This window comes from Actinacidiphila rubida (assembly GCF_900110255.1).
Lineage (GTDB): Bacteria > Actinomycetota > Actinomycetes > Streptomycetales > Streptomycetaceae > Actinacidiphila > Actinacidiphila rubida.
On the sequence record NZ_FODD01000005.1, the window covers coordinates 178845 to 194232 of the forward strand.

The following is a 15388-nucleotide window of genomic DNA, read 5'->3' on the forward strand; positions in this document are numbered from 1 at the left end:
GATTGCCCCCCGGCGGTGCGATGGTGACGGGACGTCCGCTGACGCGGGTGTCCGGGGGGAGGGTGACAGTGGGTTCACGGGTGCCTGAAGTGGCGGGATTCGCGCCATGGCCGCACGAGTCGGCGGCCAAGAAGACGGGCAAGGCACTGCGCGCGAAACTGCCCCGGGCCGCGCACGGTACGCCCGCCCACTGGACGTGGCGGGAGCGGCGCGACGGGGCCCGGGCCGCGGTGGCGGCCGTCGAGGAGTCCAACGCGGGACGGATCCCCGACCTCGTCCCGTTGCGGGTCGGGCGGATGGCCGCCGGTCCGTTCGCGTTCCTGCGCGGCTCGGCGGCACTGATGGCTGCCGACCTCGCCGACGCCCCGGTGACCGGCATAGGCGCCCAGATCTGCGGTGACGCGCACGCCGCGAACTTCGGCCTGTACGCCGACGCCCGCGGCGGCCTGGTCATGGACATCAACGACTTCGACGAAACCGTGCACGGCCCGTGGGAGTGGGACCTGAAGCGACTCGCGGCCTCCCTGGTGCTGGCCGGGCGCGAGGCGGGCGCCGACGAGGACCTGTGCCGGGCCGCGGCCTGCGACGCGGTCGGCGCCTACCGCCTGACGATGCGGCTGCTGGCCCGGCTGCCGGTGCTCGAGGCCTGGAACGCCATCGCCGACGGGGACCTGGTCGCCCACGCCGACGCCCGCGACCTGTCCGCCACCCTGGCGGAGGTGTCGGCCAAGGCCCGGCGCAACACCAGCGCGAAGTTCGCGGCGCGGGCGACCGAGGCGGTGGAGGGCGGCGGACGGCGGTTCACCGACGCCCCGCCGGTGCTGCGCCGCGTCGGCGACGCCGAGGCCGCGTCCGTCGCCGGCGCCCTCGGCGGCTACCTCACCACCGTCGGCGAGGACCGGCTGCCGCTGCTGGCGCGCTACGCCGTGCAGGACGTGGCGTTCCGGGTGGTCGGCACCGGCAGCGTCGGTACCCGCTCCTACGTGGTGCTGCTGCTCGACCACCACGGCGAGCCGCTGGTCCTCCAGGTCAAGGAGGCCCGGCCGTCGGCTCTCGTGCCGTACCTGGCCGCGGCGGGGTTCCACGTGGAACATCACGCGCACGAGGGGCGCCGCATCGTCCTCGGCCAGCAGCGGATGCAGGTGGTCAGCGACGTCCTGCTGGGCTGGACCGACATCGACGGCGTGCCCTTCCAGGTGCGGCAGTTCCGCAACCGCAAGGGCAGCGTCGACCCCGCCCTCCTCTCCCCGCACCTGCTCGACGACTACGCGCGGATGACCGGCGCCCTGCTGGCCCGGGCCCACGCCCACAGCGCCGACCCCCGCGTGATCGCCGGCTACTGCGGCAAGAACGGTGAACTGGACGAGGCGCTCGCCGCCTTCGCCGTCGCCTACGCCGACCGCACCGAGGCCGACCACGCGGAGCTCCTCGCCGCGATACGCGCGGGCCGCCTCGCGGCGGACGTGGTGGCCTGACACGGCGGTAGGACGCGGTGGCCTGACGCGGCGGTCGGACGCGGACGCGCGGGCGCGGGCGGCGTGGGACGTGGGTGGCGCGGGGTGCTGGGCGCCGGCGGCGTCGGGTGCCGGCGGCCCGTTCCGGCGGGGAGCGCGGGTACGGAATCCGCGGTGGTCCGGCGCCGGCGTCGTGGCGGGCGCCGCTCGGTGGTGGGTGCCGAGCGGCCGCACCGCTGGTCAGCCCGGAACGGGGCGCTCTGTGCCGGTCCGCCCGCGTGGTGATCAGAACGGGACGCGGCTGACAGGCCCTAGGCTGTCCGGGTGACGAACTCCTCCGGAACCGAATCGTCGGCCACCGCGTCCGCCCCCTCCACCGAGGGCGAGGACCGGCTGGCCAAGGCGGTACGCGCTGCCGAGCAGGCCCTCATCGAGTTCGAGATCGCCGTGGAGACCTTCCGGGTCGAGGTGGAGAACTTCTCCCGGCTGCACCACCAGCGCCTCGGCCCGATGTACGCGCGTCTCGACGAGCTGGACGCCCTCATCGCGGAGACGGTCGCCGCCCACAGTGGCGAGCGCGCGGACATCGAGCGGGCCTGGGAGGCCCGGGCCCTGGTCCTGCCCATGCCCGGCGTCGAGGAGCTGTTCGGCGGGCTGCTGGGCTCCGACGGGGTGCGGCCGGTGGAGGACCCCAACCCGCCCCGCCGGGTCCGTCCCGGCAGGGAGGCACAGCGGCTGTACCGCGAGCTGGCCCGCAAGGCGCACCCCGACCTGGCCCAGGACGACGCCGAGAAGGAGCGCCGCAGCGCCTTCATCGCCCGCGTCAACGAGGCGTACGCGTACGCGGACGAGGAGGCCCTGCGGGCCCTGTCGGCGGAGTGGGAGGCCGGGCCGCAGCCGGAGGAGGCGCCGCCGAGCCAGGCCGAGGTGCTCTACGCGCGCCTGGAGTGGCTCGCCGAGCGCAAGGAGAAGCTCGCGGCCCTCGCGGCCGAGCTGGACGAGAGCGCGATCGGCCAGATGATGCGGCTGGCTCCCGAGGACCCGGACGCCCTCCTCAACGAGATCGCCGAACAGCTGCTCACCCAGGTCTCCCAGCGCGAGGCCCGCCTCGCCGAACTCGTCCGCCGCCCCTCCACCCGCAAGAAGCCCGCGGCGCCCGCGGACGCCGCGGAGGCTGCCGCGGCCACGGCGGACCCCGCGGCCACGGCGGAGCCCGCGGCCAGTCCGGACCCGGACGGACCGGCGGAGCCGCAGGCTGACCCCCAGGCGGGGGACGCCGCCTCCGGCGGCGCCTGAGGTACGTTGGCCGGGTTCCCTGTGCGTGGACCGCGCCCGGCGCGGCCGCCACGCCCCCGTCTCCGTGGAGGCCCGCTTCCGATGTTCCGCTCCCAGATCCCCGCGGTGGACGCCGCCGCCGTGCCCGCCGACGCGATCCTGCTCGACGTCCGGGAGAACGACGAGTGGGCGGCCGGGCACGCCGAGGGCGCGGTCCACATCCCCATGAGCGAGGTGGTCTCCCGCGCCGCCGAGGTTCCCGAGGGCGGCCGCGTGCACGTCGTGTGCCGGGTCGGCGGCCGCTCCGCCCAGGTCACCCAGTACCTGATCGCCCAGGGCGTGGACGCCGTCAACGTCAACGGCGGCATGCTCGACTGGGAGGCGGCCGGCCGCCCGGTCGTCGACGGCACCGGCGCCGAGGGCTACGTCCTCTAGGGTCTGCCGCAGGCGGCCCCGTGGTAGGCGGCCCTCCGCAGGGCCGCACCGCGCGACCCGCACCGAGGGGTCGCGCGGGCCACCGCTGGCCGCTCAGGCGTCGAAGTCGACCTCGACCACCGGCGTCGCCGGGTGCGACTGGCAGGCCAGCACGTACCCGGCCTCGGTCTCCTCCGGCTCCAGCGCGAAGTTGCGGTCCATGCGCACCTCGCCGGATACCAGCTTCGTGCGGCACGTCCCGCACACCCCGCCCTTGCAGGCGTAGGGGGCGTCCGAGCGGTTGCGCAGCACCGTCTCCAGCAGCGACTCCCCGCCCTGCGACGGCCAGCTGCCGCCCCGTCCGTCGAGCGTCGCCCGGATCGTCGCCCCGCCTTCCACCGCGGGTGCGGACGCGGGCGCCGACGGCACCTCGTCCACATGGAAGATCTCCTGGTGGACCCGGGAGCGCGGCACGCCCAGGGTCCGCAGCGCCCGCTCGGCCGAACTGACCAGGCCCAGCGGCCCGCACAGGTACCAGCCGTCCACCTCGCCCACCGGCAGGACCGCCGGCAGCAGCCCGGCCAGCCGGTCGGAGTCCAGCCGGCCCGACGGCAGGCCCGCCTGCTGCTCCTCGCGGGACAGCGCGGACACCAGCTGGAAGCGGTCGGGCCAGCGGTCCTTCAGGTCCGCGACCTCCTCCAGGAACATCGTGGACGCCGCCGTCCGGTCACTGCGCACCAGGCAGAACCGGGCCTTCGGCTCCTTGGCGAGCACCGTGGCGATCTGCGACAGCACCGGGGTGATGCCGCTGCCGCCGACCACCGCGGCGAACCGTCCGGGCCGCGGCTGCAGCACGAACCGTCCGGCGGGCGTCATCACGTCCAGCACGTCGCCCGCGGCCAGTTCCTTGAGCGCGAAGGTCGAGAAGGCGCCGTCCTCGACGAGCCGCACGCCCACCCGTAGCCGCAGTGGTCCCGGATCGGCCGCGGCCGGTGCGGGGTCGCACAGCGAGTACGTGCGGCGGGTCTCCGTGCCGTCCACCTGCCGGCGGATGGCGATGTGCTGGCCCGGCGCGTAGTGGTACTCGGCACGCAGGTCCTCGGGCACCTCGAAGGTGATGGTCACCGAGTCGTCGGTCAGGGGGCGGACCTCCGCCACCCGGAGCGGATGGAACACTCACACCTCCTTGAAGTGGTCGAACGGCTCCCCGCACGACTCGCAGCGGCGCAGGGACTTGCACGCGGTGGACGAGAACCGGCTCAGCAGCCGGGTGTCCGTCGAGCCGCAGTGCGGGCAGCGGATCGCCAGGTCCACCGCGACCGGGCCCGACCCGGCGGGCCCGCCGAGCGTCTGGGGGCGCGGCGGCGCCACCCCGGCCTCGGCGAGCTTGCGGCGGCCCTCCGCGCTGATGGCGTCGCTGGACCAGGCCGGCGACAGCACCTTGTGCACGGTGACCTCCGACATCCCGGCGCCCTTGAGCACCTCGGACACGTCTTCGGCCATGGACTCCAGCGCGGGGCAGGCCGTCCACGTCGGCGTCAGCTCCACCTCGACCCGGCCCGGGCCGACGACGCGTATGCCGCGCAGCACCCCGAGTTCGGCAAGCGAGACCACGGGCAGCTCCGGGTCCGGCACCTCACCGGCCAGACGCAGCAACTCCTCTTCCAGCGAGCTGAGTTCACCCGGGGCGAGGGCGGGGCCGGGTGAGGTGCGGACGGTCACCATGACGCCCCCGGGTGTGCGCGGTGCAGATACTGCATCTCCGCCAGCAGCCGCCCGAAGGACTCGGTGTGCACGCCCTGCCGGCCGGCGCCCGCCGCCCACGGCGTGCGGTCCGGCCCCTGCGGCAGGGTCAGTGTCGCGCGCTCCACCACGGCCGCAACCCGCTCCCGCCACTCCTCGTGCAGCGCGGGCAGGTCCACCCCGAGGCCGTCGAGCGGTGCGAAGAGCTCGCCGGTGTGGCGCCACAGCCCGTCCAGGGCCTGCTGCATCCGGCGGTGGCTCTCCTCGGTGCCGTCGCCGAGCCGCAGCGTCCACTGCTCGGCGTGGTCCCGGTGGTAGGCGACCTCCTTGACGGCCTTGGCCGCCAGCGGCGCCAGCTCCCCGCCCCGCGCGGCCAGCGCCGCGTACAGCAGCTCCTGGTAGACGGAGAAGTACAGCTGCCGGGCGATGGTGACCGCGAAGTCCCCGTTGGGCTGCTCCACCAGCTGCACGTTGTGGAACTCGTGCTCCTCGCGGAGATACGCCAGCTCGTCCTCGTCGCCGGTCATCGACAGCAGGGTGCGTGCCTGGCCGAGCAGGTCGAGCGCGATGTTCGTGAGGGCGACGTCCTCCTCCAGCACCGGTGCGTCGCCCGCCCACTCCCCCAGCCGCTGGGCGAGGACCAGCGCGTCGTCGCCCAGCGCCCGGGCCGCGGCCCGGGCCGCCCCGGACAGCTCCGCCGCGCCCGCTGCCGGGGAGGTTCCCGCGGTAGCGGCCCCCGCGGCCGCCGGCGCGTGCCCGGACGCCGTCCGCTCGGACGTGCCGGGGCCGGTCGTCGTCTGCTCGGTGGCGGTCACAGGTGCTTCACCCCTTCCGGGATCTCGTAGAACGTCGGGTGGCGGTAGGCCTTGTCGCCCGCCGGCTCGAAGAACGGGTCCTTCTCGTCGGGGGAGGAGGCGGTGACGGCCGCGGAGGGCACGACCCAGATCGAGACGCCCTCGGCCCGCCGCGTGTACAGGTCGCGGGCGTTGCGCAGGGCCATCTGCGCGTCCGGGGCGTGCAGGCTGCCCGCGTGGCTGTGGCTCAGCCCGCGCCGGCTGCGGACGAAGACCTCCCACAGCGGCCACTGACCGCCCGTGGCCGACTCCGCCGGCTCCCCTGCCTGCTCTGTCATGCCTGTGCCTTCCTGTGCTTGGCCGCGTAGGCGGCGGCCGCGTCCCGTACCCAGGTGCCGTTGTCGTGCGCGGTGCGGCGGCGCTCCAGGCGCTGCTCGTTGCACGGGCCGTTGCCCCGCAGCACCTCCTGGAACTCGCTCCAGTCGATGACGCCGTAGTCGTGGGCGCCGCGCTCCTCGTTCCAGCGCAGGTCCGGGTCCGGGAGGGTGAGCCCGAGGACCTCGGCCTGGGGGACGCATATGTCCACGAAGCGCTGCCGCAGCTCGTCGTTGGAGTGGCGCTTGATCTTCCACGCCATGGACTGGGCGGAGTGCGCCGACGCGTCGTCGGGCGGGCCGAACATCATCAGGGACGGCCACCACCAGCGGTTCACCGCGTCCTGCGCCATCGCGTGCTGCGCGGCGGTGCCGCGGCTCAGGGCGAGCAGCAGCTCGTAGCCCTGTCGCTGGTGGAAGGACTCCTCCTTGCAGATCCGCACCATCGCGCGGGCGTACGGCCCGTAGGAGCAGCGGCACAGCGGGACCTGGTTGGTGATCGCGGCGCCGTCCACCAGCCACCCGATCGCGCCGACATCCGCCCAGGTGAGGGTGGGGTAGTTGAAGATCGAGGAGTAGCGCTGGCGCCCCGCGTGCAGTTTGTCCAGCAGGTCGTCCCGGCTGACGCCGAGGGTCTCGGTGGCCGAGTACAGGTACAGGCCGTGGCCCGCCTCGTCCTGCACCTTGGCCATCAGGATCGCCTTGCGGCGCAGTGAGGGCGCGCGGGTGATCCAGTTCGCCTCCGGCTGCATGCCGATGATCTCGGAGTGGGCGTGCTGCGCCATCTGGCGGACCAGGGTGGCCCGGTAGGCGTCCGGCATCCAGTCCCGGGGCTCGATCCTGCTGTCCGCCGCCACCGCGGCGTCGAACTCCGCCAGCAGGGCGTCCAGGGCGTCCTGGTCCGGCCCCGCCTGCGCGGGTGCCGCGCCCGGCTCTGCCGTGGTCGTCATCGGGCCCTCCCTCTCTCGTCGGTCCGCTCGTGCGTCGTGTCGTCCGTCGTGTGCCTGTCCGGTGGAGCGTCCGCGGGCGCCGCACGCGCGGCCCCAGCGGACGGTTCGCCCGGATCGCCCGGTTCTGTGCGCAGTGTGGCGCGCACCGGGCCGGGCTGCCCCTCGTGCTCTCCCAGCCGGCTTGCTGCCGGCCTGCGGTCGGCTCGCCGCCGACCGGTAGTCGATTACTGGACGGTCAACCGACCGATCGTTCGGTTGCTTCCATGGTCGATGGCGGGAGATGGGGTGTCAAGCCATTCCAGAGGCTGTGGATAACTCGGTAAGGTCAGCCGCCGGAGCCCGTCGTCGGTAGCGTGCTGGCGGCAGCCGGGCGTCCGCCCGGGGCGGCACACGACCAGAGCCGGACCGGGTGCGCGGCCGATCGTGCGCAACGCAAGGGGAGAGCGGAGGGACGATGGACTCGCTGGAGGGGCCGCCGTCGCGGGTGGCAGGGCTGTCCCTGCCGGCGCGAATAGCCGTGGCCGTGACGCTCGGCGCGGTGGCGGTGGCCGCGGCGTACCACCTCGCGATGGTGTTCCTGCACGTCGCACCGTCGAACACGCTGAGCAAGCAGCACGCGACCGCGGTCAACGACTACATCTATCCGGAGTTCGAGCAGAACTGGAAGCTGTTCGCTCCCGATCCCCTGCAGCAGAACATCCACATCCAGGCCCGCACCGAGGTGCGCAAGCCCGGCGGCGGGACCGAGACCACCGGCTGGGTCGACCTGACCGGCATGGACATCGCCGCCATGCGGCACGACCCGCTGCCCAGCCACACGCAGCAGAACGAGCTGCGCCGCGCCTGGTCGTTCTACAGCGACACGCACGACACGTCCGAGAAGGCCACCGCCGGCGACCGGAGTGACCTCAGCAGCACGTACCTGCTGCGGATCATCGAGCGCCGCTTCGGGCCGACGATCAACGGCGGGCAGGTCGTCCGGATCCAGGCGCGGGCCGCGACCACCCCGGTCCCCCAGCCGGGGGCGGCCGCCGGCAGCACCAGCACGCAGTACCGGCAGCTTCCGTGGTGGGCCGTCGACACCGCCTCGACCGGGCAGGAGAAGTCCTCGTGAGCACCTCCGGCAGCCCCCTCGTGGGAGGCGCCCACCTCCCCGACGCCGACCGCACGGCCCCCGCGACCGCGCCGCCGGCAGCGGGCGGGGCGGGCGGCGGGACCGGCGCCGAGTCCGTCCCCTCGCCGTTCGCCTCGCTGGGCGCCGGCTTCGACCGGGCCCTGACCCGCGGCCTGCGGCGCGTCACCGGCAGCGCCGTCGCGCCGTACCAGAGCGCGATCGTGCGGATCGGCTTCGGCCTGACGTGGATGCTCTTCCTGCTGCGCGAGTTCCCGCACCGCCAGGAGCTCTACGGGCCGAACGGCCCCTGGGGCTTCGACCTCGCCAAGCGGCTGCTGTCCAGCAACCACGCCTTCAGCGTGCTGATGTGGAGTGACAGCCGCGGCTGGTTCGAGCTGGTCTACGCCGTCGCGGTCGTCTCCTCGGCGACGCTCATGCTCGGCTACCGCACCCGCACCTCGTCGCTCCTGTTCATGGTCGGCGTGCTGTCGCTGCAGAACCGCAGCATCTTCGTGGGCGACGGCGGCGACAACGTCATCCACATCATGGCCATCTACCTCGCCTTCACCCGCTGCGGGCAGGTCTGGTCGCTCGACCGGCGGCTCGCGGCGCGCAGGGCGGCCCGGCAGCACGACACCGACGCCGCCGCCGATGCCGGCTCGGACGCCGGCTCGGACGCCGACTCCGTCGCCGCCTCCGAATCCGGCACCGGCCCCGGTTCCGGCGTCCGGTCCGTCCGCGACGGTTCCGGTGTCGACCCGGTCGGCATCGCCCTGTGGGCGGTGCTGGGGGCGGCGCTCGTCGCCGCGTCGGCCGCCGGCAAGCTCAGCACCGGCTGGGCCGTGATCTTCTGGCTGTGCTGGCTGGGGCAGGCCCTGTGGTGGGCGGTGCGCCGCTACGCGCCGGGCGAGCCGAAGACGCTGATGGAGGTCCTCGGCGACATCGTCCACAACGGCGCGATGCTCGTGATCGTCGCCGAGGTGTGCCTGATCTACTCCACGGCCGGCTGGTACAAGATCCAGGGCAGCCGCTGGGAGGACGGCACCGCGCTGTACTACCCGCTGCACCTGGACGACTTCACGCCCTGGCCGGCGCTGTCGCACGCCCTGGCCGGCAACGACGTGATGGTCATGCTCATCACCTACGGCACGGTCATCGTGCAGGTCGCCTTCCCCTTCACCCTGTTCAACCGCCGGGTGAAGAACGTGCTGCTGGCCGGGATGATGGTCGAGCACGCGTCGATCGCGATCGTGCTCGGGCTGCCGTTCTTCTCGCTGGCGATGATCGCCGCCGACGCCGTCTTCCTGCCGACCGGGTTCCTGCGCTGGGCCGGTCAGGAGATCGGGCGCGCGGTACGGCCGCGGCGCACGCCCGCCGCCGCGGTGATCCGTCCGCGCACGCCCGACCCGGCCGAGACACTGACGCCGGGCCAGGCGTCCGGAGCGGCGGCGGAACCGGCTGCCGGACCGACGCCGCCGAGCACCGCCGTCACCTGACCGACGACGGGCCGGGGGCCGCGGGTTGCGGCCCGTAGGGTGACGCCATGGACGACGACGCGGCAGCAGCGGCACCCGCACCGGAACACCAGGGCGAGGCCGAACGGGCCGTGCGCCGCTGGCATGCGGCCGGCCCGGACGCGGTGCTGCTCGACGGCTTCCACGCCCTCAAGCACGCGCTGCGCTTCGGCGCCGACGTGCACGTCGCGCTGTGCGGGGACAAGGCGGCCACGCTGCGGCTGGCCGCCGACCTCGCGCCCGACCTGGCCGGGCCGCTGGCCGACCTCCTGGTGCAGGTGCCCGCCGGGGTGCTGCGCGACCTGATGGCGCGCGTGCACCCGACCGCCGTCGCCGCGCTCGCCGCCCGCCCCGGCCGCGACGCGAACCTCGCGGCGCTGTCCCTGCGGCCCCGCCTGGCACCGGTGATCGTCCTGGACAGCCCCCGCAACCTGGGGAACGTGGGCGCGGTGGTCCGGCTGGCCGCGGGGTTCGCGGCGTCCGGCGTCGTCACCACCGGCGACCTCGACCCCTGGCACCCCAACGCCGTGCGCGCCGGAGCCGGCCTGCACTTCGCGACCGCCGTCGAGCGACAGGACGCCGCGGCGCTGCCGCCGGGCCCGCTGTACGTCCTCGACCCCGAGGGGCGGGACATCCGCGCCACTGCGCTGCCCGACGACGCGCTGATCGTCTTCGGCTCCGAGCGGCACGGTGTCTCCGACGAACTGCGCGGCCGGGCGGACGCGCTGGTGGCGCTGCCGATGCGGGACCAGGTGTCCAGCTACAACCTCGCCACCAGCGTGGGCATGGCCCTCTTCCACTGGTCGGCGACCTCCGCGTCCCCCCGCGTCCCGCGGCCCGCCGGGCACTGAGCCGCGGCGAGCGGCACAGCGCCGCGGCGCGGGCGGCGGGGAGTTGCGGAGGGCCGGCGGCTCAGGCGGGCCTGCGTACCTCCACCATCCGGAAACGGCTGGCCACGAACGCGCCGTCGCACAGCGCCGCGTTCGCCGCCGGGTTGCCGCCCGAGCCGTGGAAGTCGGAGAACGCCGCCGTCTGGTTGACGTACACCCCGCCGGTCAGGTTCAGCGAGAGCTGGGCGCACTCCTCCCAGCACACCTCCTCCACCTGGCGCTCCACCTCGGGCGAGGTGGTGTAGGCGGCGACCGTCATGGCGCCCTTCTCCCGGATCGTGCGGCGCAGCAGCGCCAGGGCGGCGTCGGTGGAGTCGACGGCCACCGCGAAGGAGACCGGTCCGAAGCACTCCACCATGAACGCCGCCTCGGCCTCGGGCTTGGCGCTGTCGAGCTTGAGCAGCGCGGGCGTGCGCACCACGGCGTCGGGGAACTCGGGGTGGGTGACGGCGCGGGAGGCCAGCGCCACCTCGCCGATGCCCGGCGCCGCGTCCAGCCGCGCCTTGACCTCGGGGTTCACCAGCGCGCCCAGCAGGGCGTTGGCACGGGCGTCGTCACCGAGCAGACCTTCGACGGCGCCGGCGATGTCGGCGACCACCTCGTCATAGGTGCGCGGCCCGGACTCGGTGGTGATGCCGTCGCGGGGGATCAGCAGGTTCTGCGGGGTGGTGCACATCTGGCCGCTGTACAGGGACAGTGAGAACGCCAGGTTGGAGAGCATCCCGCGGTAGTCGTCCGTGGAGTCGATCACCACCGTGTTCACGCCGGCCTTCTCGGTGTACACCTGCGCCTGCCGGGCGTTGGCCTCCAGCCAGTCGCCGAAGGCGGTGGAGCCGGTGTAGTCGATGACCTTGACCTCGGGACGCAGCGCCAGCGTCTTGGCCAGGCCCTCGCCGGGCTTCTCGGCGGCCAGGCACACCAGGTCCGGCGAGAAGCCGGCCTCGGCCAGCACGTCGCGGGCCACGGCGACGGTGAGCGCCAGCGGCAGCACCGCCCGCGGGTGCGGCTTGACCAGTACCGCGTTGCCGGTGGCCAGGGAGGCGAACAGGCCGGGGTAGCCGTTCCACGTCGGGAACGTGTTGCAGCCGATGACCAGGCCGATGCCGCGCGGCACGGCGGTGAAGGCCTTGCGCAGGCTCAGCGGGTCCCGCTTGCCCTGGGGTTTGACCCAGTCGGCGGACTCGGGTGTGCGGACCTGCTCGACGTAGGCGTAGGCCACTGCCTCCAGGCCGCGGTCCTGCGCGTGCGGCCCGCCCGCCTGGAAGGACATGGTGAACGCCTGGCCGCTGGTGTGCATGACCGCGTGGGCGAACTCGTGGGTGCGGGCGTTGATCCTGGCCAGGATCTCCAGGCAGACCAGCGCGCGGGCCTCGGGCCCGGCGTCGCGCCACGCCGCCATCCCGGCGCGCATCGCGGGCAGCAGCACCTCCACGTCCGGGTGCGGGTACTCCACGCCCAGCTCCAGGCCGTACGGCGAGTGCTCGCCGTCCGTCCACTCGTCGGTGCCGGGCTGCTCCAGGGGGAACCGGTGGCCGAGCAGCGCCTCGAACGCGGCGCGGCCCTCGTCGGCGTCCGCGTACGCCTTGGGGTGCTCGGGGTAGGGAGACCAGTAGGCGCGGGTCCTGACGGCCTCCAGCGCCTTGTCGAGGGTGCCGCGGTGGCGCTCGACCAGCAGCACGGTGGACAGTTCGGCTGGCATGGGACCAACTCCTCGTCGAGCTGGGCTGAGTGGCTGAGACACCGATAGATTAACCGAATGTTCGGTCGGGACAAGGGGAACCATCCCGGCCTGTGGACAACTTCGGGACACTCCTGAGCCCGGCTGAGCGCAGCCGGGGCACCGGGACCTGAATCGGCAGGGAGTCGATCAACCGTGACCGCACTTGACAGCACCACCACCGTGGCCGTCGTCGGCGCCGGGACCATGGGCCAGGGGATCGCGCAGGTCGCGCTGCTCGCGGGCCACCGCGTCCTGCTCCACGACGCGCAGCCCGGGCGCGCCCAGGCCGCCGCGGACGGTGTCGGCGGCCGGCTCGACCGGCTCGTGGCCAAGGGACGGATGAGCCCGACCGACCACAAGGCCGCGCTGGGCCGGCTGCTGCCGGTGGAGGGCGTCGCGGATCTGGCCGGTTGCGCGCTGGTCGTGGAGGCCGTCGTGGAGGACCTGGCCGTCAAGCGGCAGCTGTTCGCGGAGCTCGAGGCCGTCGTCGGCGACGGCTGCCTGCTGGCGACCAACACCTCGTCCCTGTCGGTCACGGCCGTCGCCGGCGGCCTGCGGCTCCCCGGCCGCCTGGTGGGCCTGCACTTCTTCAACCCGGCGCCGCTGCTCCCGCTGGTCGAGGTCGTCGCGGGGGCGGCCGGCGACCCCCAGGCCGTGGCCGACGCCTTCGACACCGCCGCCGCCTGGGGCAAGACGCCGGTGCGCTGCACCGACACCCCGGGCTTCCTGGTCAACCGCGTGGCCCGCCCCTTCTACGCCGAGGCGCTGCGCGTCTACGAGGAGCGTGCGGCCGACCCCGCCACCATCGACGCGCTGCTCCGCGAGAGCGGCGGCTTCGCCATGGGCCCGTTCGCGCTGATGGACCTGATCGGCCAGGACGTCAACGAGGCCGTCACCCGCTCGGTGTGGGAGGCGTTCTTCCACGACCCGAAGTTCACGCCGTCGCTGGCCCAGCGCCGCCTGGTCGAGGCCGGGCGCCTGGGCCGCAAGAGCGGCCGGGGCTGGTTCCCGTACGAGCACGGCGCGGGGCCGGCCGACCCGGCGCCGGAGCCGCACACCGCGGAGCCCGCGGCCGTCCCGGCGCACGTCACGCTGCGCGGTGACCTCGGGCCGGCCCGCGTCCTCGCCGAGCTGGCCGAGGCGGCCGGGATCGAGGTGCGCGGGGAGCCGGGGGCGGCGGGCTCGCGCGGTGCGTTCGTGCTGCCCGGCGGAACGTCACTGCACCTGGCCGACGGGCGCCTGCCGGGGGAGCCGGCGATCCAGTTCGACCTGGCGCTGGACTACCGCACGGCCTCGCGGATCGGTGTCGCGCCCTCGGCGGGCGTGCGCGCGGAGGCCGTCGCCCAGGCCACCGGCCTCTTCCAGGCCATGGGCAAGCAGGTCAGCGTCATCAGGGACGTGCCCGGGATGGTCGTCGCCCGCACCGTCGCGCTGCTGGTCGACCTCGCGCTGGACGCCGTCGCCAAGGAGGTGGCGTCCGCGCAGGACGTCGACACCGCGATGCGGCTGGGCGTCAACTACCCCCTCGGCCCCGTGGAGTGGGGAGAGCTGCTGACCGCCACCTATGTGCGGGACGTGCTCGACGGGCTGCACGCCTGGTACCCCACCGGACGCTACGCACCGGGTGCGGAACTGAGGCGGCGTGCGGCCGCCGGCCAAGGTGTGATCTCCTCATGACCATGTCCAAGCGCGACACCTATACGCCGGAGTCACTGCTCGCCGTGGCCGTCCAGGTCTTCAACGAGCGGGGGTACGACGGCACCTCCATGGAGCACCTCTCGCGCGCCGCGGGCATCTCCAAGTCCTCGATCTACCACCATGTGCGCGGCAAGGAGGAACTGCTGCAGCGGGCCGTGGGCCGCGCACTGGAGGGGCTGTTCGGCATCCTCGACGAGCGCGGCGCCCGGGACGGCCGCGCGGTGCTCCGGCTGGAGTACGTCACCCGGCGTACGACCGAGGTGCTCATGGACGAACTTCCCTACGTCACGCTGCTGCTCCGGGTCCGCGGCAACACCCCGACGGAGCGGCGGGCGATGGAGCGGCGCAGGGAGTTCGACCAGCGGGTGTCGGAACTGCTCAAGGACGCGGTAGCGGAAGGCGATCTGCGGGCCGACGTCGAAGCCAGGCTGGCCACACGGCTGCTGTTCGGAATGATCAACTCGCTGGTGGAGTGGTACCGCCCGGACGGCCGGGGTGCCGAGGGCGCGGATCAGGTCGTCGACGCCGTCGTGCGTCTCGCTTTCGACGGACTGCGTGCGTAGACGCGCGCCGCGCTGACCTGGACGTCCGTCGACGCTGCGGTCCAGACCATTGACCGCGAGTGGTCAACACCGACAGGATCCGGCCATGCTGACGGCTCGCTCATCCGTACGACTCCGCCTGCCCGCCAGGACCCCGGTCCGCGCCGTCGCCGCCGCCGGGGTGGCCGTGTCGTTCCTGCTGCTCGCCGGCTGCGGCGGAGGCGGGGGCGACGCCAGGCCCACCGCCGCCGCCACCCCGACCGCCACCGCCGACAACTTCGGCTGCCTGTCACCCGAACAGGCCAGGACCGGCTCGGTGACCTTCCGGAGCGCCAGCGGCCAGGACGTCGAGGCGTTCACCGCCGGCACCGGCCACACCGCCCTCGTCCTCACCCACCAGGCCGACGGCGACGTCTGCCAGTGGGTGCCGCACGCCATGGAGCTGGCTCAGGACGGCTACCGGGTCGTCGCCGTCGACTCGGCCGGGGACGACGTCAACGAGGTGACCGCCGCGGTGCGCTACGCGCGCTCCAAGGGCGCCGCGAAGGTGCTGCTGGTCGGCGCCTCCAAGGGCGCCACCGCCGTCCTGGAGGCCGCGGGATCCATCACGCCGCCCGTCGACGCGGTCGTGTCGCTGTCCGCGCCCCTCTCCTACGGCACCCTGGACGCCGCCTCGGTCGTGCCGAAGCTGGCGATGCCGGTCTTCTACATGGCCTCCGACCTGGACTCCGACTTCGCCGACGCGGCCAGGCAACTCCACAAGGACACGAAGAAGGCCAAGGAGAACGACCTCACCATCGTCGACGGCACCAACCACGGCGTGAGCATGCTGAACGACGAGACCAACTACACCAAGGTCAAGGACTTCCTGAAGAAGTACGGCAGCTGACCCGCCCGGGCCTGCGC

At 74.0% G+C, this 15388-nt stretch carries 14 protein-coding genes and 1 pseudogene; 9 read left to right on the top strand and 6 right to left on the bottom strand.

The annotated features are described in order from the left end of the window. Positions 1–20: 20 nt before the first annotated feature. From BMW99_RS06780 to BMW99_RS06790, 3 genes and pseudogenes are all read left to right on the top strand, one after another. On the top strand, positions 21–1475 hold the full coding sequence (locus BMW99_RS06780; RefSeq protein ID WP_075016414.1) for a DUF2252 domain-containing protein: 1455 nt from the start codon (positions 21–23) through the stop codon (positions 1473–1475). Between the two features lie 303 nt (positions 1476–1778). Beyond that, a pseudogene (locus BMW99_RS06785) lies at positions 1779–2579 on the top strand (hypothetical protein); the annotation flags it as partial. 252 nt (positions 2580–2831) lie between these two features. After that, positions 2832–3164 carry a rhodanese-like domain-containing protein gene (locus BMW99_RS06790; protein ID WP_069464714.1) on the top strand — a complete coding sequence of 111 codons (333 nt, stop codon included), beginning with the start codon at positions 2832–2834 and terminating at the stop codon, positions 3162–3164. Between the two features lie 93 nt (positions 3165–3257). Here the strand turns inward: BMW99_RS06790 and BMW99_RS06795 are convergent, their stop codons facing one another. The 5 genes from BMW99_RS06795 to paaA form a co-directional block, all read right to left on the bottom strand. Beyond that, positions 3258–4319 (bottom strand): 2Fe-2S iron-sulfur cluster-binding protein, encoded by a 1062-nt coding sequence (locus BMW99_RS06795; RefSeq protein ID WP_069464715.1) that lies wholly within the window; start codon positions 4317–4319, stop codon positions 3258–3260. Then, positions 4320–4868 carry a 1,2-phenylacetyl-CoA epoxidase subunit PaaD gene (gene paaD, locus BMW99_RS41210; protein ID WP_069464716.1) on the bottom strand — a complete coding sequence of 183 codons (549 nt, stop codon included), beginning with the start codon at positions 4866–4868 and terminating at the stop codon, positions 4320–4322. Continuing rightward, positions 4862–5578 (bottom strand): 1,2-phenylacetyl-CoA epoxidase subunit PaaC, encoded by a 717-nt coding sequence (gene paaC / locus BMW99_RS06805; RefSeq protein ID WP_069464719.1) that lies wholly within the window; start codon positions 5576–5578, stop codon positions 4862–4864. Before paaC ends, paaD begins: the two co-directional genes overlap by 7 nt. A 119-nt stretch (positions 5579–5697) precedes the next feature. Continuing rightward, the gene (gene paaB / locus BMW99_RS06810) at positions 5698–6018 is read right to left on the bottom strand and encodes a 1,2-phenylacetyl-CoA epoxidase subunit PaaB (RefSeq protein WP_069464717.1); all 321 of its coding nucleotides are present in this window, start codon (positions 6016–6018) and stop codon (positions 5698–5700) included. Continuing rightward, entirely contained in the window at positions 6015–7004 is a 990-nt protein-coding gene (gene paaA, locus BMW99_RS06815; RefSeq protein WP_069464718.1) for a 1,2-phenylacetyl-CoA epoxidase subunit PaaA, read from the bottom strand. The genes paaB and paaA overlap by 4 nt, the downstream gene beginning before the upstream one ends. 454 nt (positions 7005–7458) lie before the next feature. Between paaA and BMW99_RS06820 the strand changes: the two genes are divergently transcribed. The 3 genes from BMW99_RS06820 to BMW99_RS06830 are packed head-to-tail and all read left to right on the top strand — an operon-like array spanning position 7459 to position 10483. Continuing rightward, complete coding sequence (locus BMW99_RS06820) at positions 7459–8118, top strand: DUF5819 family protein (protein WP_075016415.1); 660 nt, start codon at positions 7459–7461, stop codon at positions 8116–8118. Further along, on the top strand, positions 8115–9614 hold the full coding sequence (locus BMW99_RS41975; RefSeq protein WP_407640265.1) for an HTTM domain-containing protein: 1500 nt from the start codon (positions 8115–8117) through the stop codon (positions 9612–9614). Before BMW99_RS06820 ends, BMW99_RS41975 begins: the two co-directional genes overlap by 4 nt. Before the next feature lie 47 nt (positions 9615–9661). Then, entirely contained in the window at positions 9662–10483 is an 822-nt protein-coding gene (locus tag BMW99_RS06830; protein ID WP_069467472.1) for a TrmH family RNA methyltransferase, read from the top strand. Positions 10484–10544: 61 nt separating this feature from the next. Here BMW99_RS06830 and paaN read toward each other — a convergent pair whose 3' ends face one another. Further along, the gene (gene paaN, locus BMW99_RS06835; protein WP_069467471.1) at positions 10545–12221 is read right to left on the bottom strand and encodes a phenylacetic acid degradation protein PaaN; all 1677 of its coding nucleotides are present in this window, start codon (positions 12219–12221) and stop codon (positions 10545–10547) included. A gap of 174 nt (positions 12222–12395) precedes the next feature. On the opposite strand from paaN, the gene BMW99_RS06840 reads away from it, so the two are divergent. The 3 genes from BMW99_RS06840 to BMW99_RS06850 all read left to right on the top strand — a co-directional run bounded on the left by BMW99_RS06840 (position 12396) and on the right by BMW99_RS06850 (position 15371). Then, the gene (locus tag BMW99_RS06840) at positions 12396–13919 is read left to right on the top strand and encodes a 3-hydroxyacyl-CoA dehydrogenase (RefSeq protein WP_075016416.1); all 1524 of its coding nucleotides are present in this window, start codon (positions 12396–12398) and stop codon (positions 13917–13919) included. After that, positions 13916–14503 carry a TetR/AcrR family transcriptional regulator gene (locus tag BMW99_RS06845; RefSeq protein ID WP_069464620.1) on the top strand — a complete coding sequence of 196 codons (588 nt, stop codon included), beginning with the start codon at positions 13916–13918 and terminating at the stop codon, positions 14501–14503. The genes BMW99_RS06840 and BMW99_RS06845 overlap by 4 nt, the downstream gene beginning before the upstream one ends. Positions 14504–14588: 85 nt before the next feature. Then, a complete protein-coding gene (locus BMW99_RS06850; protein ID WP_075016417.1) occupies positions 14589–15371 on the top strand; it encodes an alpha/beta hydrolase family protein in 783 nt (260 codons plus the stop codon). The last annotated feature ends 17 nt before the right edge of the window (positions 15372–15388 follow it).